Origin of the sequence: Vibrio sp. ZF57, assembly GCF_001691235.1 — a bacterium.
Lineage (GTDB): Bacteria > Pseudomonadota > Gammaproteobacteria > Enterobacterales > Vibrionaceae > Vibrio > Vibrio crassostreae_C.
In genome coordinates this window covers 21,260-43,501 of sequence record NZ_MAKD01000008.1, presented here as the reverse complement: position 1 = coordinate 43,501, position 22,242 = coordinate 21,260, and the positions used below count along the sequence as shown (strand labels likewise).

At 42.3% G+C, this 22,242-nt stretch carries 16 protein-coding genes; 5 read left to right on the top strand and 11 right to left on the bottom strand.

The window, feature by feature from the left end; genetic code table 11:
• Positions 1-121: 121 nt before the first annotated feature.
• From A6D97_RS00825 to A6D97_RS00810, 4 genes are all read right to left on the bottom strand, one after another.
• The gene (locus tag A6D97_RS00825) at positions 122-2,167 is read right to left on the bottom strand and encodes a TonB-dependent receptor (protein ID WP_065583625.1); all 2,046 of its coding nucleotides are present in this window, start codon (positions 2,165-2,167) and stop codon (positions 122-124) included.
• Between the two features lie 181 nt (positions 2,168-2,348).
• Positions 2,349-3,269 (bottom strand): LysR family transcriptional regulator, encoded by a 921-nt coding sequence (locus A6D97_RS00820; RefSeq protein ID WP_017059189.1) that lies wholly within the window; start codon positions 3,267-3,269, stop codon positions 2,349-2,351.
• A gap of 229 nt (positions 3,270-3,498) precedes the next feature.
• A complete protein-coding gene (locus A6D97_RS00815) occupies positions 3,499-5,688 on the bottom strand; it encodes an immunoglobulin-like domain-containing protein (RefSeq protein ID WP_065583624.1) in 2,190 nt (729 codons plus the stop codon).
• Between the two features lie 487 nt (positions 5,689-6,175).
• Positions 6,176-7,174 (bottom strand): acetyltransferase, encoded by a 999-nt coding sequence (locus tag A6D97_RS00810; RefSeq protein WP_065583623.1) that lies wholly within the window; start codon positions 7,172-7,174, stop codon positions 6,176-6,178.
• Between the two features lie 414 nt (positions 7,175-7,588).
• Here A6D97_RS00810 and A6D97_RS00805 point away from each other — a divergent pair, with 414 nt between their 5' ends.
• The gene (locus tag A6D97_RS00805; protein WP_083190198.1) at positions 7,589-8,347 is read left to right on the top strand and encodes an FCD domain-containing protein; all 759 of its coding nucleotides are present in this window, start codon (positions 7,589-7,591) and stop codon (positions 8,345-8,347) included.
• Positions 8,348-8,384: 37 nt separating this feature from the next.
• On the opposite strand, the gene A6D97_RS00800 is transcribed toward A6D97_RS00805, so the two are convergent.
• The 4 genes from A6D97_RS00800 to A6D97_RS00785 all read right to left on the bottom strand — a co-directional run bounded on the left by A6D97_RS00800 (position 8,385) and on the right by A6D97_RS00785 (position 14,382).
• The gene (locus A6D97_RS00800) at positions 8,385-10,664 is read right to left on the bottom strand and encodes a heparinase II/III family protein (RefSeq protein ID WP_065583621.1); all 2,280 of its coding nucleotides are present in this window, start codon (positions 10,662-10,664) and stop codon (positions 8,385-8,387) included.
• Positions 10,665-10,675: 11 nt separating this feature from the next.
• Positions 10,676-11,218, bottom strand: coding sequence for an acyltransferase (locus A6D97_RS00795; RefSeq protein ID WP_065101257.1), 543 nt, complete (start codon positions 11,216-11,218; stop codon positions 10,676-10,678).
• A gap of 142 nt (positions 11,219-11,360) precedes the next feature.
• A complete protein-coding gene (uxuA, locus tag A6D97_RS00790) occupies positions 11,361-12,542 on the bottom strand; it encodes a mannonate dehydratase (RefSeq protein ID WP_065583620.1) in 1,182 nt (393 codons plus the stop codon).
• A gap of 67 nt (positions 12,543-12,609) precedes the next feature.
• Positions 12,610-14,382, bottom strand: coding sequence for a transporter (locus A6D97_RS00785; protein WP_065583619.1), 1,773 nt, complete (start codon positions 14,380-14,382; stop codon positions 12,610-12,612).
• A gap of 223 nt (positions 14,383-14,605) precedes the next feature.
• Here A6D97_RS00785 and A6D97_RS00780 point away from each other — a divergent pair, with 223 nt between their 5' ends.
• From A6D97_RS00780 to A6D97_RS00765, 4 genes are all read left to right on the top strand, one after another.
• Positions 14,606-16,060: a fructuronate reductase gene (locus A6D97_RS00780; protein WP_065583618.1), complete on the top strand. Its 1,455-nt coding sequence runs from the start codon at positions 14,606-14,608 to the stop codon at positions 16,058-16,060.
• A gap of 2 nt (positions 16,061-16,062) precedes the next feature.
• Positions 16,063-17,148, top strand: coding sequence for a class I mannose-6-phosphate isomerase (locus tag A6D97_RS00775; protein WP_065583617.1), 1,086 nt, complete (start codon positions 16,063-16,065; stop codon positions 17,146-17,148).
• 20 nt (positions 17,149-17,168) lie between these two features.
• Positions 17,169-17,813, top strand: a complete 645-nt coding sequence (locus A6D97_RS00770) for an HAD family phosphatase (protein WP_065583616.1) — start codon at positions 17,169-17,171, stop codon at positions 17,811-17,813.
• Between the two features lie 112 nt (positions 17,814-17,925).
• The gene (locus tag A6D97_RS00765) at positions 17,926-18,165 is read left to right on the top strand and encodes a PAS factor family protein (protein WP_004733935.1); all 240 of its coding nucleotides are present in this window, start codon (positions 17,926-17,928) and stop codon (positions 18,163-18,165) included.
• Positions 18,166-18,310: 145 nt separating this feature from the next.
• Here A6D97_RS00765 and A6D97_RS00760 read toward each other — a convergent pair whose 3' ends face one another.
• The 3 genes from A6D97_RS00760 to dmeF all read right to left on the bottom strand — a co-directional run bounded on the left by A6D97_RS00760 (position 18,311) and on the right by dmeF (position 22,042).
• On the bottom strand, positions 18,311-20,035 hold the full coding sequence (locus A6D97_RS00760; RefSeq protein ID WP_065583656.1) for a methyl-accepting chemotaxis protein: 1,725 nt from the start codon (positions 20,033-20,035) through the stop codon (positions 18,311-18,313).
• A 617-nt stretch (positions 20,036-20,652) separates the two neighbouring features.
• Positions 20,653-21,069 carry a MarR family transcriptional regulator gene (locus A6D97_RS00750; protein ID WP_017059185.1) on the bottom strand — a complete coding sequence of 139 codons (417 nt, stop codon included), beginning with the start codon at positions 21,067-21,069 and terminating at the stop codon, positions 20,653-20,655.
• The gene (gene dmeF, locus A6D97_RS00745; protein WP_017059184.1) at positions 21,047-22,042 is read right to left on the bottom strand and encodes a CDF family Co(II)/Ni(II) efflux transporter DmeF; all 996 of its coding nucleotides are present in this window, start codon (positions 22,040-22,042) and stop codon (positions 21,047-21,049) included. The genes A6D97_RS00750 and dmeF overlap by 23 nt, the downstream gene beginning before the upstream one ends.
• Between the last annotated feature and the right edge of the window lie 200 nt (positions 22,043-22,242).

The following is a 22,242-nucleotide window of genomic DNA, read 5'->3' as shown; positions in this document are numbered from 1 at the left end:
ATAAACGGCAAATTAAACCAAATCTATAGATCAAAAAAGAACCCACACTCGCCATTCTCCTTTTAGAGCATCAGCCAGTGTGGGTTCTTTTGTATCAAGCTATCAGTTACTGAACTCTAAATTAGAAGTCCGCTGTCATACCTACGTAGTAAGTACGTGGCTCTTCAACATAGCCCATGCTCTCTAGCTCTTGTGATACAGCTTCGTCAGTTAAGTTCGTGATACCTGCACGTAGTCGTACTGAAGCATTCACGTTGTAGACAGCACCTAGGTTCAGCGTTGTGTAAGCGTCTTGAGTTAGATCGCTTTCGATCTGACGTTCACCACGGTAACGCGCACTCACGAAAGTACTTAGATCGTAAGTTGGGCTCCAGTTCAGTTTAACTAAACCCGAATGCTTGTAACGCTCAAGTAATTCGTCACCAGTAGACTTATCTTCAGTGTCTAAGAATGTGTAATTACCAGACACACCCCATTCATCAGTAATTTGGAATTGGCCTGTAAGCTCAGCACCTTGAACTACAGCCTCTGATACGTTTGTATAAGTACGCTTACCATTCACATAGCCAGTTGAGCTTGAACTATCAGCGCAACCTTTACCCGATTCAAACACTCCGCCGTTCTCACAATAGGTTTCATCACGATCAATTAGGTCGTTGATTTCATTTCGGAATAAGGCACCTTCAACATTCCAACGAGGTTGGCTATAAATCGCAGCGATCTCATAGTTCAAGCTGGTTTCGGGCTTAAGATCTTCATTACCATGTAAATCACATACGCCTTTACAGCTATTAACTGTGTAGTCTGTCTGATTTTGAGTCAATGTTGGTGCTTTAAATGCTTTACCCACACCACCCTTGATGATCAGGTCATTCGTTGTTTGATGAACCAAGTACACACGTGGGCTGAACTCTTCACCGTACAGTTCATGCTTATCTAAACGACCACCAATGGTTGCCGTTAGTTGATCCGTCATTAACCATTGGTCTTGAACAAATAACGCACCTTGATAAGCTTCAGATGTACCATTGACTAAGTTTTCTTTGTTGGTTAATTCACTCAACTGGTAGTCCATACCAAACGTTACGGTGTGACTATCACCAAGATAAGTGGTCGCCGAAGCTTCAACAATTTGAGTCAGCTCTTCGATGTCACTGCTATAGTTAGTATCTGAGTCCGCAGCATCATTATCTGTCACATTTTCACGTGAATAACGTACTTGCGTGTCACCCCAGCTCCAAAAACCACTATGTGTGATCGCTTGGCTCTGACGTACAACACGTGTGTCAGACTCAATCACAGATGATACGTTTTCCGCAGATGACTCACGTTCGTCGTCACTGTAACCAAAATCGAAATCAATGGTTTGGTTGTCTGTTGCATTCCATGTCAGGCTCGCGAGTAAGCTTAATGTCTCTCTTTCTTCTAACGCAGTAATGTCTGAACGATCGTAACCAGAGCTATGCGTACCAGAATAGGGTTGCCAAGCATCACGGCTAGTTTGGTTAACAGATAGGCGAGCAAACAACTCGTCTTCAATCAACGCACCAGATGTCGTGAAGCCCATCGAATACTCTTCCCCTCCATCACCATCAAGTGGAGATGAAGTGTCCATGCTCAGTGTAGAGCTCCAATCGTTTTCTGGAGCCTTAGTGATGATGTTGATTGTACCGCCCATACCATCTGAACCGTAAAGTGCAGACATTGGGCCACGGATTATTTCAACACGTTCGATCGAATCAGCAGGAATCGTTGATAGGTCAAAGTCGTTACCACGGATGATGGCACTTGCAGAGCTTAAACGACGACCGTTCACCATGATAAGAGTGTAATCTGAATCCATACCACGAATAGAGATCATCTGACGGCCAGCACGTGTGCTATCAAAATCAGACTCAACACTCGTTGATTCGGCAACGATGTCTGCCAAGGTAATACCAGGGCTTTCTTCAATGTCTTGCGCGGTGATAACCGACATTGAAGCTGGCGCTTGTTTTAGTGCCATCTCGGTACGAGTTGCCGTAACAACCATTTGCTCATCTGTTGCTTGCGCTTCTTCTTGCGCCAACACGTTAGCTGAAAGTGAGGTACAAATAACAGCGACTGCGATCGAAAGGGGTTTACGAACCAAAAGAGGTTTGCGAATCAAAAGAGATCTCTCAGACATGATATTCATTCTTATATGTGATTGGTAATGATAATGGTTTGCATTAAACAACCAGCTACCACTCTTATCAACGAAAGTTTCATACCAAAAATCGATTCTCGTTATTCACCATTCAAATAATGAAAGAGATCTATATCCAACTCGATAGGTATTCGTAATTTTCATTCACCCTGCAGATGGATTATGTATAAAGCTCTTTGAATATATTGCGAACCCAGCGACACATCGGGTCGTTATGAAAGCGCTTATGCCAGTATAAGTAGACGTCTTCTGATGGGTGGCGCAACGCTTTAGGCACGCGTTTACAAACAAGATCTCTTTGCGTAGCGGCTTGTTGAGCAAAAGGTGTCGGTAAATGAAAGATGATGTCGGTTGCTTCTGCCATATCCGGCGCGACGTTAAAATTGGAAAGCTGAATTGGAATGGACAGCTGGCGCTGCTTATCAATCAAGCCAAGATCTTTAAATCGACTTTCGATCGAGAGCTTCTTATCCCCTTGCAGTGAGATTTGACCAAGTTGGCTATTCAACAAGTCATCAACCGTGATCTCTTTGTCCGCCAAAGGATGTTTTTTACTCATCAGCAAACGGTAATCGCGGCTAATCACGAACATTCGATACAAATTTTGCTCTGAACTTAACGGCTCGTGGGTCGACAACACAAAGTGCGCATCACCGGATAACAGAGGCTCAAAGTGTCGTTTAGGAATCGAGTCGATATCAACAGTCATGTTTGGCGCTTGTTGACGTATCTCCGCAACTACCTTGGGCAGCAAGTGCGCGACATTAGGCACTAAACCAAAGAAGCGAACCGTACTGTCACTGCTTTGCGGTTCGAATACATCGCCATGTACCAGCTTTTCTAAACGTGTCAGTACCGAATTGAGATCTTGTTTAATGGCTTCTGCTTTTGGCGTTAACTCATAGCCATAAGCCGCTCGCACCAATAGATCATCATTGAAAACGGTACGCAGTTTTTGCAGAGATCGGCTCACCGTAGGTTGGCTCATATCCAGCGCCAATGCCGTGTTGGAAACGTGCTTCTCTTCAAGAAGGTGTTTAAGAATAACGAGTAGGTTGAGGTCGACTTGAGCAAGATTCATTATGCAAATATTAACAATATATAAAATTCAATGTGCGCATAGTGCTATTTCTTAACATGTAATACAATTGATAATCACTCCTATTTTGATCTAGAGCAATATGCAGAGCAGAGTTTAAGGTTAAGTGGGTTTTAAAGCTCTAAGTCAGAACTGTTTAAACATAAAAAAGAGAGGCACAATGGCCTCTCTTTGATCGTCTACTTTATATTGCTAGCGTTGAGCTATCAGACTACAGCTTTGTCCAAGCATCTTGCCAGTATTGGCTATCTGCTGGAGCGTAAGACGCGCTTGCACACCATGCCGTGTATGGCCAAGGCTTACATTCGTACAAGCCATTATCGCTGCCGACCACAATGTCACCCGCTGCGTAGTTGGTGCCCGCTTCATATGGAGGGTAATCACCTGGAGGAGGTGTTGTTCCGCCACCGTCTTTAACAGCGAACGAATCGTTTACCATCACCATTTCACCGTCAGATGCTTTACCGACCACTTCAAGTGCATATTGCCCTTCCGCTACATCGTATAAGTCGATGGTAATAGCGCGGCTGTCCGTTACATTAACCTTAGTTTGCTCAACCACAGTACCTGCACTGTTGATCACCATAGCGGTAACATCCAATGCTTCATTTGATGTCAGTGTCAGATCTAAACGAACATTACCGTTATCTGGCGCATATTCTGATTGAAGTCCTGAAACTGCAAGCTCTAAGTCATCGCCCGGATCTGGGTTACCACCACATGAAGAGTCTGAAACTTTTCTCCAAACGCCCCACTCACCTGTTGTTCCTGGCTCTTCGCCGCGAGTGTACCAACCTGCTCCCCACGTTGAACCGTCATGAGATACTTGGTCACCTTCAACATAAACGGTGTCGGCATCCCATGCAGCAGCACAGTTAGAACCATCAGTTACAGACACTTTACGGTCAACGGTTACGGTTTGGTTCGCGCTGTCTGTCACGCTATACACAAGTGTGTAGTTGCCGATTTCATTTACATCGACACTGCCAGTGTGTGTAATAGTGCTTGTCAGGTCGCCATCTTCAGCATCATTCGCCGTCACGCCTGCCATAGCATCAAATGCAGTACCCAACACAACTGTTGTGTCAGATACGCCATTAAATACTGGCTTCTGGCTGTAAACCTCTACCGTTCTTGCTTTGGTTGTTTCATTGTTATCGCTATCTTTAACACGGTAAGTCAGTACATAAGTGCCGATAACCGCCGTTTCGACGTATCCTTCAACATCGATTGATGACGTTAGATCGCCGTCTTCTTTGTCTGTTGCCGTTACGCCATCCATAGGATCAAACGTTGTTCCGTGAAGAACACGCGTATTTTCGACACCTTTAAGAACAGGCTCACCCTCTACTGGTGGTGGCGTTACTTGACCGTGTACAAACGGGCCGTAGTCTTTAATAAACTGCTCGTTGTATTGTTGGCCGTTTTTGTTGGTGCCCATGTCCCAGTTAATAGACCAAGTCATTACACCACGTAGCGGTTGGCCTTGCGCCGTTAGGCTATCAAATGCGTCGTATAAATCTTGTGGCTCTTGCACAAAACCTGTCGCTGCAGCATCGATACTTGAAGGAATACCAAACACGAGCTTGTCATGTGGGATTTTGTGGAAGCCACGCGTTCCGTTGATAAGCGAATCAGAAATGTAGTAGATGAATTCTTCTTTTAACGCATCGTTGTTTTGAGCAATCCAACCCACGCCTTCAACCCAGATACCATCGCCACCTTGGTTGTAAAATTGTGGGTTAATCCAGTCGTAATAGCCTTCTAGATTATCGATATAAGGAACGTACTTACCGCCTGTCGTGAGATACGGGAACTCAGGCGCCATAGTAATAAGGAAGTTTTTACCTTCAGTGCGGTAGTGGTCTTTTACCAACTTAAGAGCATCAGGAATCACGGTTTGATTGTTTGCTGCGGTTACGGCTGCTTGTTCAAGGTCGATATCTAGGCCATCGAAACCGTAACGCTCAGTAAGGCGGATTATCTCATCAGCAAAGGCTCTTTCATCACCGGTTTCTAGCTCTACGTGTGCATCCGCACCACCTAAAGCCAACAGCACAGAGCGACCTTGCTTGTTGAGTTCCGAGATTTGGTCAATAAATTGTTCTTCTGAAAGCCCAATGGTTGGGTCCAGTTTAAAAGTTGGGATTCGACCATCAGCCACATCGTAGACCTTCATGAATGACACATTCACGATGTTGTACATTGGGTTCACTTCATCCAGCGTCACACATGGCGCATTACCACCTTGGTAGCCGCCACCGTCACACCAGTTATGCCAATAGCCAACCACCACGCCAGAGTCTGGATTCGTCATATCTGAACCATTCGCATAAACAGCGCCAGACATTGCCGCCATGCCGAGCGATACTGCTAATTGTAGAGCTTTACGTTTCAACATTAGTCCCACTTCCTTACTTAACAGCTGTGCCAATCACAACCGAACCAATTCATTGTAATCATGAATATTTATAGAAAAGTAATGGAATTTTTAGGAAAAGATGACCTTTGATTTAACTTGTGATTTTAAGTCACAGATTGAATATCAGAATCAATATGACTTTGACTTTTTATTCAAATTGAAATGCTAAAAACTGTTATTTTCGGTCGAATACATTGACCATGAAAATACTTAATCAACCTTAATTCACTAAGATAATTAACCAAAAATATAAAAAATCACCGATAGGAAAAAATAAACTTTAAATCGGCAAAAATCACCCCAAATACGCCGTAATTACTGACCTAAGACCAGATACCATTGCGAGTGATATCACTAAAACAGCCTGGATATAGCCATCATACATGTGCTAGCAATACACACGTATAACGGAATATAGGAGCAAGAATTTGTAGGATTTTGAATGTATACGTCGGGAGTTTTTCAGTTAACCGTCAGTGCCAGATGAATAATATGCATCCAATAGTGAAATAAAATTCACCTTATCAAGTTCATTAAGTTGATTAATTCCAGCCGCTGCTTTTCTTCCTCCGCCAGTCGCAAAACTTGAGCAAATTTCGTCTGCACCCGTTCTATTTGATAATGGCGCACGTAAGCTCACCGTGTAAGACTCGCCGTCTTGGTTTTTCGTTAATACTGCTTGCGCTCGGTTTGGATCTTGATTAACGATTTCATTACCAAATACGCCACTGATGCGCCTTGCCCAAGTCTCGCCTGGTAGTTCAAACACACGTGCGACTTCACTTTCATAAACAGGAGCAAGGTTTGATAACTGCTGGCAATCATTTTGATAAGCAGCCCGCAGTCGATAAAACACCGAGTCTTTATCATCCAAAAGATCAAACGGGTTCGGGTATTGATAAAGGGTTTCGTAGAGCTCAGCTGGCGTGAAATGCAAATCACTGAGTGACGAACCGTAACCGTTGTAGTTAATCAAGGTACCTAGCTCTTCTAGAAACTCTTTTTGAGATTGAGCGAATCCATTTTCATCCGCTAGCCGCGCCGCCACCGTTTTTAGATTGTCGCCAAAGGCAGCTGCGATTGCCCAAGCCACATACGCACCATTCAGCTTCTGGTTAATCAGCAAGCTCGTGCAGCTCTCTGGCGCGGTATCAATCAGAGTATCTAAATGACTAGAAGTTGGGACATCCCCTGTTCGGTGGTGATCGCAATAAAATACATTGATGTTTGCGTCTAGCAGTGAGTGCAGTGCAGGCAGGTTTTTCTCCATCGATACATCTAAAACGGTAACGGAAGAAACATCACCTTGCTTACCCGGCTCCATAGTTTGAGTAACAACTTGAGAGACCAACTTAATATCACGCTTAACACCAGTAATGAGCACGCTCTCTCTTGGCTCACTTAATCGCAGCTGTAACAACGCGATTATGCCATCTGCGTCTCCGTTGAATACGTCGTAGTGCATGTTGTTCCTTTTACTCTCAATCAGATTAGGCTTGAAGTTTATATCTGTATTTTTACAAGCACCGTTGTTTATTATCAATATCAACTTGTTAGGTGATATAACTCTATTGAACATAGCGGTTATTCACGGCTTGTGCTATTGATCAAAAACTCAAGATTATACGAAATACGCTTAATCTCACTTCAAAACTATGAGCGCGTTCCTTGTATGGCTTTTGAAAGTTTAATATCGAAGTTGATAACCTTTTGTTCATGTACATAAAAGTGACCACAACGAACCGTTACGCTTTGATACAATTAGAGTTGGATTAGTTAGGTTTTTACTCGAATTGACATTTATAAGCGTTTAAAATGACTTTCGAGTTAGCGAAAACTTTCAATTCAAACCACAGATCCAAAGGTACACTGCATTTCCATGATCAACTTCGAACCCAAACGCCCTTATCAAACCCTCGGTCTTATCTTGAGAAAAGAACTATCTGATGGTCTTTACCCGATTGGAAGTCGTTTACCGCCCGAGCGAGATATTGCTGAGCGTCTATCCGTGAGCAGAGCTGTGGTTAGAGAAGCAATCATCATGCTGGAACTTGAGGGACTCGTTGAAGTAAAGAAAGGCTCGGGAGTGTACATCGTTAACTTACCGACTACATCAACAGTGGCACAAAATGAAGATGTAGGTCCTTTTGAAATGCTTCAAGCAAGACAGTTATTGGAAAGCAGTATTGCTGAGTTTGCTGCAACACAAGCAACCCCTGCTGATATCGAAAAAATGCGTGAAGCTCTAGAAATTGAGCGCCGCGAAATTGAAAACAATGTCCAAAATCCGGTTGGTGACAGAATGTTCCATCAGTGTATTGCCGAAGCGACACAGAATTCTGTGCTGGTCGATATTCTAAAGGAATCGTGGGAACGTCGTGAGTCTAGCCCTATGTGGAAGATACTGCATACACATATCGAGATCCAAGACTATAGGAAAGAGTGGCTAGATGATCATGCTGCTATTTTGCTAGCAATGAGACGCAAGAACCCAATCGAAGCCAAGCAAGCGATGTGGCAACATCTAGAACATGTGAAGATTAGGCTTTTAGAGCTTTCTGATTTTACCGACCCTAATTTTGATGGTTATCTGTTTAACTCCATTCCCGCTATCGCGACATCAAAAGACAATCTTTAGAAAATTGGTGACATAAAATACTTATGTCACCTGATTTTTACGGAGTGATCTCCTCACCAGTTTCTACATTGAGCTTAAAAGACTGGCCCGCATGGGCAAGTATCAAAGTATTTTCGTCAGTTAACACGTAATCTATTGGTTGTTTTAAGCAACTCATAACCACTTGATGTTGCTGCTGTTCTTCTATGAACCATTCTAGATGTTTAATATCTTTCTGAGCGTCAGATTCAACATTCCCTTTGAAACCATCACCGTCATCAATTTCACTTGTTAACTTAACTACACAAGAAGGATCACTCATCATTCCAAGATAATAAGTTTCTTGTTCATGGTACAAATCAACACTCCCCCCCTTAATAACAACTTCGAGCGGGGTATGGGCTCGCCATTGCATCGATTTGGGTTCAGATAGCCTAATGTTGTCGACAATAACGACCCCGTTATCTGCAACTTGTATTATTGTTCGCACAAACGACTCACAACTCTCATAAGCATTCGCGAGATCTAGAACGACACATTGAAACTCATTGCTATCAATTCGAGTGATTACTGTTGCTTGAGCTGTTGCGCAATCTATCTTCTGACCTTCAGTCGCGTTGGTAACGCTATCGTCTAAATTGACACCACCAAATAAGGGTAAATTATGCGCCTGCGTAGTTCGAGTCCATAAACTATGATGTTTGCTACCAAACCTATAGCCATAACTGCCACTCGGAGTAAGAACATTAACGCCATCATCGACTAGTGCAACATTCCCTTGATCAGCATGGCGATGAGAACTATTACCAAACTTACTTGCTCGGTAGTACACCGACATTTTACTATGGGCAGTTTTACCTAACCCTGCGTATGAATAGTAAATGTTGTTCGACGCAGGGCTCACACACAGAGCAGTCTCGTCAGAAACAAACGCCTCATTTGAAGTCATTAACGTATTAGAAACGGTTGAATGTTGACCCGATTTTTCAAATTGTAACTGCGGATACGTCGGTACTATATCTAATAAATGGAGCTTGTAAGTCTCAATATTGGACTCTAACTTCTTGGACTCTAATATCGACTTCGTACAACCATACCGTGGTGCATATATTCTGAGTGGATTTTGCGCAAAGAAACCAGGCCACTCTTTACCTTCTCTCTTGCACCAGAAGCCATCACCAAAGGGATGAATTCGATCGTTATTCGCCACAAAGTCCAAAGCAAACTTAACGTAATTCTTATAAAACGGGTGATTATAGAAAGAAAAGCCACTTAAACGCTCAACCGACAAGAAAAACGGATGGTGCCACTTGGTATAGGAAGAAGAATAAAAAGGCCCCTCAACCCAACTGCCATCTTTTCCGCCATAGAAAGGCAACACACCTCGGTAAATCATTAAGGCGTAATTAAGCCAACGCTCACAAGTTTTAAGTTCAAACTCTTTGTGTAACACAAGGGCAGCAACGCCTAAGTAAGCAGGCAAACGCGATGTATGTGAATGTCCCGGGTACTGTTTAAACTTATCTTGCTCTAAGCGCTCTTCCATTTGATAGGCATATCGAATTAAGAGCGGCCTGACGAATGAACACTCGTCGGTCGTCAGCAATGGAGACAACCAATGATAGGCAAGATACAAATTTCGCGTCATTGACAGGCCAATTTCATCTCCCCACGTACAAGGCCTTAACAGTGACGCCGGGCCTTCAGGGCTCCACTCGGATAAGCGCAATAAAATTTGGCATGCCTTATGTCCTGCCACCTCATCACCCCACACCTTATATAGTAATGTTAGTGCGATAAGATCGCGATCAATCCAACGTCTTACGTTAGCGATAGCTGTACGCTTCCCTTCTTCATTACCACGGCGATAATGATTAGAATATAAAATGTCATCTATATCAGTTAGTTCAACACTATTGCGTAACTTGTCTCTTGCACTTAATGAAGCATTGCTGACTGCGTCAATATCTTCATCGAGATACATCATAAACTGGTCTTTATTAGTACACAGTGAGAATAGTGACATAGCGTCCGGTGCCAAGTAGTTTTCTGACTCCGTCGTGATTTCAAAAACAATCCAATCAGATTTTGCTAGAGTATTGAGGCAAGTCACTCTCCAGCGATAGCTACCTTGAGGTAACTGAAATGTCGGTTGTAAAGGAGACTGCACCGATTTCCAATCCCATTTTTGCTCACCGTCTTTGTCTTCAAGTTCGATGTTATATGCAGAACCATACTCTCCTTGAGGCCAATTGAAACTTGGGGGATTGACTGAGGAAATTTCGTTACAAGGCGACAAAAAAATTTGGAAATCATGCGTTCTTTCTAGTTGTAGCATGTGTTACTCCTCTATTTCGACCAATGATATTGCCCTGTCTCTGCATCAATATGACCAATTTGCTTCGCTGGGGTCCCTGCAAAAATCGAATATGGGGGCACATCGGATGTCACTACCGAATTAGCACAAATCAATGAACATTTACCGATGCTCACTCCTGGAGTGACAACAACACCAGATGTCAACCAAACACCCTTTGCGATTGTGACCTTTCCGCTTTCCAAATCACTACGACCACTAAAGCTCTCTGAAGTCGGGTCAAATAAATGATTAGACGCAACGACAGAAACATGTGGCCCTACCAAAACGTCTTCACCAACCTCCACATCACCATTAATGTAGCTGTATAGGCCTATATAACTTCGTGTTCCGATTTGGTTTTCACCAATGCGAACGATAGCTCCTGGAGCAACTCGAACATTATTGTTGGTGAAGCCTAAGATTTGAGCTCTCGACTCGTCATCATGTTTATTATTACTTTGTGTTGTATATAGGGTGAATTTTCTAAATTCCTCATCCGAAAGTTCACCGCCAAATTTTTGTTGAACCGACATATCATCACCTATAAATAAAGGGAAGTAACAGTAACGACTTCCCTTATTGATTATCAATATTTTCACTGACACTAAATAAGCTAATCCGATAATATCCCTGGGTTAGCTTAATTTAAAAACCCAATATCGAATTGAAAACACATTAATTAAAATGAGACCGAGTCAATGCATACTCGACACCACGAATCTCAGCTAAGCCTTTTAAACGGCCTATGCAAGAATACCCTGGGTTTGTTTTTTTATTTAAGTCGTCAATAATTTGGTGACCATGATCAGGCCGCATTGGAATTAAATCACTTTGTCCATTATTAGTACGACGATTTTCTTCTTTAAGAAGTGCAAATATCACTTCATACATATCAACATCACCATTGAGATGAGCTGCTTCATGGAAGTTGCCGGGTTCTTCTTCGCGCTTTGTTGAACGCAGATGCGTGAAATAAATTCGATCACCAAAAGTTTCAATCATCTTCACAAGATCGTTATCGTCTCGCACGCCATAAGACCCGGTACACATAGTAATACCGTTCATTTTGCTCGGTACACGATGCGTCAAGAATTCGATATCTTCAATCGTAGATACCACTCGCGGTAAACCAAGAATTGGGCGTGGTGGATCATCAGGGTGAATGGCCAACTTCACGCCGTACTCTTCACACACTGGGGTAATTTCGTTTAGGAAGTAAACTAAATTTTCACGTAACTTATTGCCGTCAATGTGTTGGTACTGATCCAGTTGCTCTCTAAACTGCTGAAGAGTATAGCCTTCTTCCGCACCTGGTAGACCAGCGATGATATTCGATGTTAGCTGTGCAATTTTGTCATCAGGCATGTTAGAAAAACGAGTTCGAGCAAGTGCAATGTCTTCTTTTGAATACTCTTCATGTGCACCTTCTCGTTCTAGTATGCATAGCTCAAAAACAGCAAAGTCAATATGGTCAAACCTTAATGCTTTTGAGCCATCTGGGAGTACATACTCTAAATCTGTTCTCGTCCAATCAAGAACTGGCATAAAGTTATAGCAAACTGTATCAACTCCGCATTCAGATAAATTGATAATAGATTGCTTATAGTGCTCTATCCATTGAATGAAATTTCCAGTTTGAGTCTTGATCTCTTCATGAACAGGGATACTTTCGACAACTTCCCATGTAAGTGAATTTTCTTCTATTAACTTTTTACGTTTTAGTATTTCTTCTTTAGACCATATTTCACCATTCTTAATATGATGTAATGCCGTTACGATTCCTGTTGCCCCAGCCTGACGAATATCATTAAGCGTTACAATATCATTTGGACCATACCATCGCCAAGTTTGCTTCATAAGTTATTACCTATTATTAATTTTTTTGATGAAGCCTTATTAAGGCTTCATCTGATATTTTATTTAATTAGACAGTGTAAGCTTTTAGTTTTACATCATTTAACTTACCAGCTCGTAGTAATAGCCAAGATATAAACCCGACAATCGCTGCCATTAATACAAATAACATTCTTCCCCACATAGGGTTTGGTATCAGCGTTAATAGGAGAAGCGCTGCACTTGTCGCCAATAACACTCGACCAAGTAAAATGTACTGTTGTCTATCAGCTTCGAAGCTTTGAGGCGAATCTTCTACAATTACTGGAGTTTCTGCATTACTAAAGAACTCTGCGATTTCTTCAGCACGCTTACCTGTTGGCTCTTTATAGAAAAGTTGAGTCAGCAAGAAGAAACCACCTGTGATAATAATGTGCCCTGTTACGCCCATGGTTATCGATTTCATTTCAGCGAATTCACGACTAGACAATGGTTCAGATAAATTAAACAGGCTTTCGATCATTGGTGCATTTGTTGAAGCAATAACGGCTGAAACACAAGCGCCTACGGCAATGGTTGCCCAACATGACCAATCTGGAGTCTTCTTGATAAAGAAACAAAGCAGTGACGGAATAAGCACAGGGAACGCGACAAGCGTACTCACCATCATAAGTGCATCAAATAGACCAAAATCTTGCAGTTTGCTCATGAACAAGCCACAAACAATAATCAACAAGCCGAATACCACGGTAGAAACTTTACTTGCAAACAAGATCGATTTATCTGATTTGTCTTTTGCCATGTAAGGTTCATAAACGTTTTTAATGAATATGCCGGCATTTCTATTTAATGCAGAGTCCATTGACGACATGGTTGCAGCAAACATAGCTGACATCATCAAGCCAACCATCCCAACGGGCATCTCGTTACGAACGAAGACAAAATAAGTGGCATTAGAAATATCTTTGCCTAGAACATCGAGGCCCCATGTAGACATATCTGGGTAATTTCCGCTTACATACCAAGCAGGAAGGAACCAAATGAAAGGTCCAAACGCCATTAGACAACACGCTAGGATTGCAGCTTTACGTGCATTATTAGTATCTTTTGCTGCAATATAGCGGTAAGAATCAATCATATTGTTTGTACTGAAGAACTGTTTGATGAAAATACAGATAAACCAGCCAACAAATAAGTAGGTATAGCTATACCCTTCTCCAACAAACCCTTGATCAGGCAAACCCGCTTCTAGGATTGGTGCTACACCACCAGATTTGTATATCGCTACGATTGTCGCTATGAAGGTAACAACAGTAATGATGATCATCTGTATAAAGTCTGATGCAACTACAGCCCAACTTCCGCCGACCAGAGACATAAGAAGTACAACCATACCCGCAGCAACTATCGTTGTTTCAATTGGGATATTAAATACCGCACTTGCAAAGATCGCTAATGCATTCAGCCATAGCGCAGCCTGAAGTACACTCGACGGTACCGTCGCCCACGTTACAACTTGCTCGCTAACAGGACCAAAACGTTTGCGAATGCCTTGGATTGGACTGATAACTCGCATCTGTCGAGCTCTTGCAGCAAAGAATAAGTAGTTACAAAAGTAACCAAGAGCATTCGCAAAAAAGATAACAGAGATGGATAAGCCAACATCAAGAGCTTTTCCCATTACGCCAGTAAACGTCATAGCACTCAGTGCTTGAAGAAATGCTGTGGACCCAACCATCCACCACAACATTTTGCCTCCCCCCCTAAAGTAATCACTTGTCGATGACGTTGCTGATCGAAACATCCAACCTACTCCGAGGAGGAAAACGAAGTAGCCTATAACTATAAGTATATCGATATTCATAATGATCCCTAACCGTGATATTTAAAAACTAAACACCTTTCGCTTTCTTTTATATCGCCCCTAGATATTGGCTGTCAAAATTGGTCTACCAATTGGTTGACACTTCTCACAAAAAAATAAATCTCTGATGATATGCCGTTTAAATAATACAAATGAATGTTACTCTCTAATGGTAATTTTTATAGCCGTCTGATTTTAAAAATTGGAGTGAGAGTGCGGAAGTATGAATAAAAATGTTTTAAATCAATACTTAAAAGAAGAACAGAGAATTGTTCACATTGGCTTAGGGGCTTTTCATCGAGCTCATCAAGCTTTATATACAAGCGAATTGTTAGACAATAAAAAGTCTAACTGGACGATCTGTTCCATTAACTTATTTGGTTCACAATCGCTTATTCAGCAGTTAAGAGAGCAAGGTCATTGCTACACTGTTTTGGAGAGAGGTGCGACAAGCGAACAAATAAAAATATCAAAGGCAATCACTCAATCCTTACATCCAGATCTAGACGGTCAGTCGACTATCATCGAAAAAATTGCGAATCCAAACGTTCGTATAGTCTCAATGACTATCACAGAAAAAGGCTATTGCATTGAACCAAGTACTGGCTCTCTTGATGTTAACAATCGTCTCATCCAGCTCGATCTCGACTCACCTTCTCGTCCAGTGTCCGCCATCGGTTATATCGTTGAAGGTTTAAGACTCAGAAAAGAAAGGAATATTAACGCGTTCACCGTATTGTCTTGCGACAATATTCAAAACAATGGAGAAGTAGCGAAGTCGGCTATTCTTAGTTTTGCAAAATTGGTCGACTTGGAGTTGTATTCTTGGATAGAGGCTAATGTCACATTCCCAAACACTATGGTAGACCGTATTGTTCCAGCGGCGAATAAAGAAAGCTTATCTTATATAGAAACAGCTATCGGCTACTCGGATCCATGTGCCATCGCTTGTGAACCTTTTCGACAATGGGTAATAGAAGATAAGTTTGTAATTGGTCGACCAAATTGGGATGAAGTGGGCGCGCAATTTGTCGATGATGTCATACCTTTTGAAGAGATGAAGCTACGCATGCTAAATGGTAGTCACTCACTTCTTGCGTACTTGGGATACTTGAGTGGTTATAAGTATGTGTCAGAAGCGATTTCAGACCCATATTTTAAGAAGGTGATTCTAGACTTCATGATGAATGAGCAAACGCCTTCATTGTCGTTACCAAAGGAAACTGACATTGCAGCTTACGCAGATTCGCTGATTGAACGTTTCTCTAACCCAAATTTAAAACACCTTACCTCTCAGATAGCAATGGACGGAAGTCAGAAATTACCACCACGATTTTGTGAATCTCTCAAATATAACCGTGAAAATGCTGTTCAAACAACTTGGTTAGAGTTGGGCATTGCAGGGTGGATGGCTTATGTGATTGGCATGGATGACAACGGCGATGCTATCGAGGTTCATGATCCAATGGCTGGCGTGTTCAAGCAAATCAAACAAGAAAGTAAAACGCCTCGTGAAGCTGTCATTTCTTTATTAAGCATTGATGGTATTTTTGAATCTAGCCTTCTTGCAGATGCCGAATTCGTAAATAAGATAGTCGACCTTTTCGAATGTATTCAAGAGGTTGGTGCAATGCAAACTTTACATAACTTAACAAAAACACTGAACTTAAAGGGCTAGGCATGGAATACAAAAATAAGTTGATTCGATTTGGTCAGAACCGCGTTTGGCGCTCTTACAGTGGTGGTAAGGTTTTAGACCAAATTAATAACGAAAGCGTTCCGGTCGACTCTCATTTTCCTGAAGACTGGATTGCATCGGTCACTAAAGCCGTTAACCCAGGTCGAGAAACAATCAGTGAAGGTCAATCAACTGCGATTATCGGCGATCACTCACTCGATTTCGCCGAATTATTAGATCTAGATCCTGAGTATTTTTTAGGTAAAGAGCACTTCAGTAGATTCGGTCCTAACCCTATGGTTTTGATTAAGTTTCTAGACTCTTCAATTCGCTTACATTTCCAAGCACACCCAACCAGAGAGTTTGCCCAAAAGCACCTAGATTCAAATTCAGGCAAGGCTGAAGCCTACTATATTTTACAAGTTCGTGAGGAGATTGATGATCCTTATATTTATCTCGGATTTCAGACGCCTCCGACTAAAGAAACGTTGAAAGAGATCATTGTTGAACAAGACATTAACCGACTGAAAACTTGCTTCGAAAAAATCAAAGTATCTCCTGGTGAGTGTTACTTTATTCCAGGAGGAATGCCTCACGCGATTGGCGAAGGCATTCTAATGATTGAGATAATGGAACCATCGGACTGGGCTGTTCGATTTGAGTTTGAACGAGCTGGTTATACACTTCCTGAAGAAGCTCGCTACATGAAGCGAGATTTGGACTTTTGCCTTGATGTTTTTGACTATTCAGAGAAGTCGGTTGAAGCTGTGGCAACTCAGAACAAAAAGACACCTCAACTATTAACAGCTTATGCTGACGGATCGGTAAAAGAGTCTCTCATTGATGACAAAACAACCGACAGATATCGAGTTTGTCGCACAAAAGTCATTAGCAGCATCACCAAATCTGAGAACGACTTTTATGTCGGTGTTATTGCTGCTGGCAGTTGTACGATTAAATTAGACGAAGAAATTTTAGTACTCAATAAGTACGATAAATTTTTCTGCCCGGCTGGCATTGAAAATATCACGATAGAAACAGACGATGGCGTCGAGATTATTGAATGCTACCCACCATTAACGAATTAATCCTGAGTTAACGTATTGAAATGGAACCAATAAAACTTTATTACGACGCCTTTATCTTTGATATGGATGGAACATTAGTAAACTCCGAGCCGCTCAAAGGCCAAGCATTAGCGCTGACCTGTAAAGACTATGGTTCCATCGTTGACCACCGTATTTATCAAAATGTAATGGGTATGAAATGGGAAAATGTCGTTCAGTATTTTTTCAAAGTTGGAGAAATCGAACCAGAGAGACAAGAGTTTAACGATAAATTTAAGGAACATTATCAATTACTCCTTTCACAAAGATTATCTATCAATAAAGGTGTCGTTGGCCTCCTACAGCAACTAAAATCTTCTGGGAAGCGATGTGCGGTTGTAACTTCTGCGCAACAGTGGATGGCTAACCAAATACTGGAAGCTTGTAAACTTGAGCACTTGTTTGATCTTGTCATCGCTAAAGAGCATGTTTCAATGCACAAGCCAGATCCGGAAGCTTATTTGTTGGCGCTATCTAGATTAAATGTAACCGCAAGTAAAACCATTATCTTTGAAGACTCGGCTCCAGGACTTCAGGCTGGTTTAGCTAGTGGTTGTGAAGTCATTGCATTTCAACATTCTTTCAACATAAACAATGATTTTTCAGGTGCGTTAAAAATCATTGATGATTTCTCACTTGTCAGTTAAGACCAAAATGCTCACCCTAAGTTTATTTGACTTATTGTATGACATATATCACAGCAACTTGTACCCAAATGATATTAAAATAGAAATCCCCCACTCAAAGATAAAGAGACGAATGAACACTACCACCACTCTTGTTTATGACACTTTGAAAAGCCTTGCTGCTCACGCTCCTGAGCAACATGCCGAGATTCGCCAGCGTTTATATGAGCAGTTGAGCCTGCCATTTAACAAGCAGCTCTCGTTATACGCTAATGTGCTTGGTCCTATCAGCTCAGGTAAGTTAGCGGGATGCGACAATATTGATAAAGCGGTTGAACTGGCACTGGATGTGCTGGAAGGCCGAAATAAGTAGTCCCCCCTTTAATACGTAATATAACGGCCCAGATCTTCCCCCAGATCGGGCCGTTTTTTTATTCTCGTCATTTATCTATTTGAATTTCAGGCACAAAAAAGGCGTAGATGATCCACGCCTTTTGTTTTAGTAAGTTCTATGTTGTTTATGAAGTCTTGAACTGCGCGACCGCTTGGTCCATATCGTTCGCTTGCTCTGCTACCTTGTCCACTTCAACTAAGCAATGCTGCGCCGAAGCGTTATTGTCGTTCGAGATAGTGTTCAGCTCAGTAATTGAGTCACTCACTTGCGCCATTACTGCGCCCTGCTCTTCAATCGCTGAAGCAATACGTTCTGAATTACCTTGGATGCTTTCCATGTCGCTCAAGATAAGTTGCAAGCTCGCATCCAGCTCTTCCGAATCTTTCAGCGTTAGTTGACCTTGTTGATTACACTCGCCAATCTCTGTCATCGACGCCTGCATCTGGCTTTGAATTGCACTCACCACGGAAGTTATCTCTGTGGTCGATTGATGCGTTCTGCTTGCTAGTGCGCGTACTTCATCGGCAACTACCGCAAAGCCACGACCTTGTTCACCCGCACGTGCTGCTTCAATTGCTGCGTTCAATGCCAATAGGTTAGTTTGTTCTGCAATGCCTTGGATGATGTTTACTGCATCGCCGATCTGGTCAACATGATGGTTCAGTGAACTGATCGAATCTTGGCTGCTTGAAAGACGTTCAGACAACTGGGTGATGTTGCTGATGGTTTCAACCACCACTTCACGGCCTTTATCGGCATTCACTTTCGCTTGATGTACACCTTCAGCGGCAACCGATGTGCTTTCAGAGATCTCGCCAATGGTGAGTACCATCTCTTGAACTGACGTTGTCATTGTAGATGTGTGATTTGCTTGAACTTCAAACTGTTTGATTACTGACTCTAGCTCATCATGCATGTTCGATGTGCTTTGTGTCAGTTGCAGTGATTTAGATTGAGAGGCAGCGATAAGCCCTTCCAGTTGATCCAACAGTTGGTTGAAGTATTGGCCTAGCGTGCTGAGTTCGTCTTTACCATCTAGGTGCGAACGAATAGACACGTCGTTAGAATCAACGATGTTACGAATCACCGAAAGCAGTGACTCAATTTTACCAATGATAGAACGGACGATTAACCAGCTGAACAGAATGATCGACACGAGTAGCGTGACGCAAAGGATGTTGTTGATCAGCGATAGCTTGTCCATCTCTTGCTGCGTTTGTTGGTCTAGCACCGCCGAGAACTCTTTAAATTGAGTTTCGATAGCATGAGAACCCGAGCGAGCTTGCCCAAGCAGACCTTCGTTGTGCTTCAAGCCAATCACTCGCTTTTGCTCAACCACTTGGCGAGCAGCGTCTATCAAAGCAGCTGAGCTACTCATATTTGAAGTTATAGAAAGAACACTCGGGTCAAACTCCCCCTTCTCAATTAAGTCATTGAACAGGTAAAGCTCGATTTTTTGTTCCGCACTGGCTGTCGCGCTGATGTTATCGAGCAAAACATGAAACTCGCCTAGCATACCTTTGTCACGTGATAGCCCATAGACTTCGCTCGCTTTAACTAGGTTAACAAAGCTGGTGTGGTAAGTTTCGATGTCTTCACGTAGGTGTGTGCTGTTGGCTAAGCCTAAATCACTGAGCACTGTATCTAGTTCGGATTCAGACGCTAAGAATTTGTTGTAGTTTACGTCGAACTTGTCGAGGTATTTCATATCGCTACGCAGCAAGAAATCTTTCTCGTTACGGCGAAGGTTGAGCAAGCGCACTTCAAGTTCTTTGGTAATTTGTTTGGCTTCACTCATTTGAGCGGTGGTGTCTGCAAATTGCGATGTGGTAAACAGCAGTGAAATCATGCCGAAGATGGAGAACATCCCCAACGAATAGAGCTTTTTCTTTATGTTCATATACGTGGCTCGTCTTTACTAAATTAACTATGAGTATCCAAATAAATCGCATCAAAGAATGGATATCCAACTTGCGCGACCTGATTATTGTTATGGTTTTTATATCGATAATGAGCGTCTAAAACTGTGGCTTCTAAGTCCACTAGCTATGACGTTCTTAATTGCATTTAAACAGCAAATGAAACAGCCAACTAAACTTAAATTCATCAATAACACAAATTTATTACATGTACATTAGTTGAATGATAAAAGTGAGAGACAGCTATTTGACGGAGCGTAAAGGCTTGAACACCTTGCTATGTAAGGCTTTGAATTAAAAAGCTTTGGGCAATTATTGACCTTAGGGTTAGAAATGACACTTTTTTGGCTCTCCAGAAGAGCACGAACGAAGCGCAATATTGGAGGTTTTGACTTGGTTTTTAAACAGTGAATCCGTCTATTGATGATTGTACAGTAGAGCGTAAACGGCGAAAAAAATGGACCTACTCAATTCGAGTCAGGTCCATCTTTTGATTTTCTAGTCAATCGCTTTGCAGCTAAAGAGTTAGGTGCGAATTCAAGGGTGGCTAAAACGCTTTTACCATCTTGGTTAGGCACTTCAATAACACCGCTTTCTCGTCTTCTTCGATATCTTGCGTCAGCTCATTAACCAAATTCAAGTGAAGCTGATTGTGGTGAACGTGTATCTTCTGCCCTTCATCCGTCAAGGCAACCACAATCGCACGACGATCTGTTGGGTGTTCATGGCGCTCAATCAATTCAGCTTTAACCAACTTTTCTATTTGAACAGTAAGTGTACCCGTGGTAATACCCAACTTTTCAGCGAGCTCTTTCATTCTTAACGCACCATGCATACCAAGTACTTCAATGGTGTGTACTTGAGCCAGGGAATAACCCGTCTCTTTGACAACAGACTGCTCCCACGAAGACATTTTATCGTAGAACTCAGTCAGTATTTGGTTAAGCTGTTCTATATTTCGCATGGTCGTTTGAATGCACTTCAAGAGTAAGATGATTAATCTTATCAAACTTGGCGAGCATTTGTTTATATTCAGAGACGGTTTTATCACTGTTTGATTCAAGAGTAATCGCTGCTGAATAGTGATGCCCACTCACCTTCCACATATGGAAATCGGTGACCGACGCATAAGGCGTTAAGGTTTTGGTCACTGAGTCACGATAATCTTGGTCGATATTCTCATCCAGCAGGATTGGGCTGGTTTGTTTCATAAGGTTCATCGTCCACTTAGCAATCACGAATGCGCCAACCATTCCCATTGCTGCATCTAACCAGTTCCAACCGTAAAACTTACCAAATAGCAGCGCAACAATCGCAAGCAGCGAAGTTAGAGTATCCGCCAACACATGCATGTAGGCTGCGCGTAGGTTGTGATCATGATGGTGTCCGTGATGCTCGCCATGTTTATGACCATGGTCGCTGTCGTGCTCATGGCTATGTGAATGACCGTGATTCTTACTATGATTGTGGCCATGCTCGTGTCCGTGATCATGATGGTGATCGCCAAGTAAAAACATACTCACCACATTCACAGTTAAACCAATACAAGCAACGATGATCGCTTCATTGAACTGAATCGCTTGTGGGTTAAACAAACGATGTACTGATTCCACCAGCATCAACAATGCCACAATCCCCAATGCAATCGCGCTGGTGTAGCCCCCTAACACGCTGACTTTGCCAGTACCGAAAGAGAAACGTTCGCTCTCGGCATGTTTCTTCGCATAACGGTATGCAAATAAGGTGATACCAAACGCTGCGGCGTGCGTCCCCATGTGCCAACCATCGGCAAGCAATGCCATCGAGCCGTAAATAGTACCTGCAACAATTTCGACAACCATGGTAACGACGGTCAATAACAGGACATAGAACGTGCGTTTCTCACCTTGACTGTTATGTGAAGAAAAGTTGTGTTGGTGACGTGTTGGAAAACTCAAAATGGCGTCCTTAGCTTGTGTTTGTGGTTAGATGATCGTTGCAAATAAAAGCCCTTTGATTGACAAGTAATTTGATAATCAAAGTAATAATTTGAAATTTAGTTTGATTGTCAAACTTTGTCAACGATGAATTTTGAAACTCTGATTTTCGGGACGAATAGTTGATGGTGAGCGCTAGTTTGTTCCAAAGATTATTGATT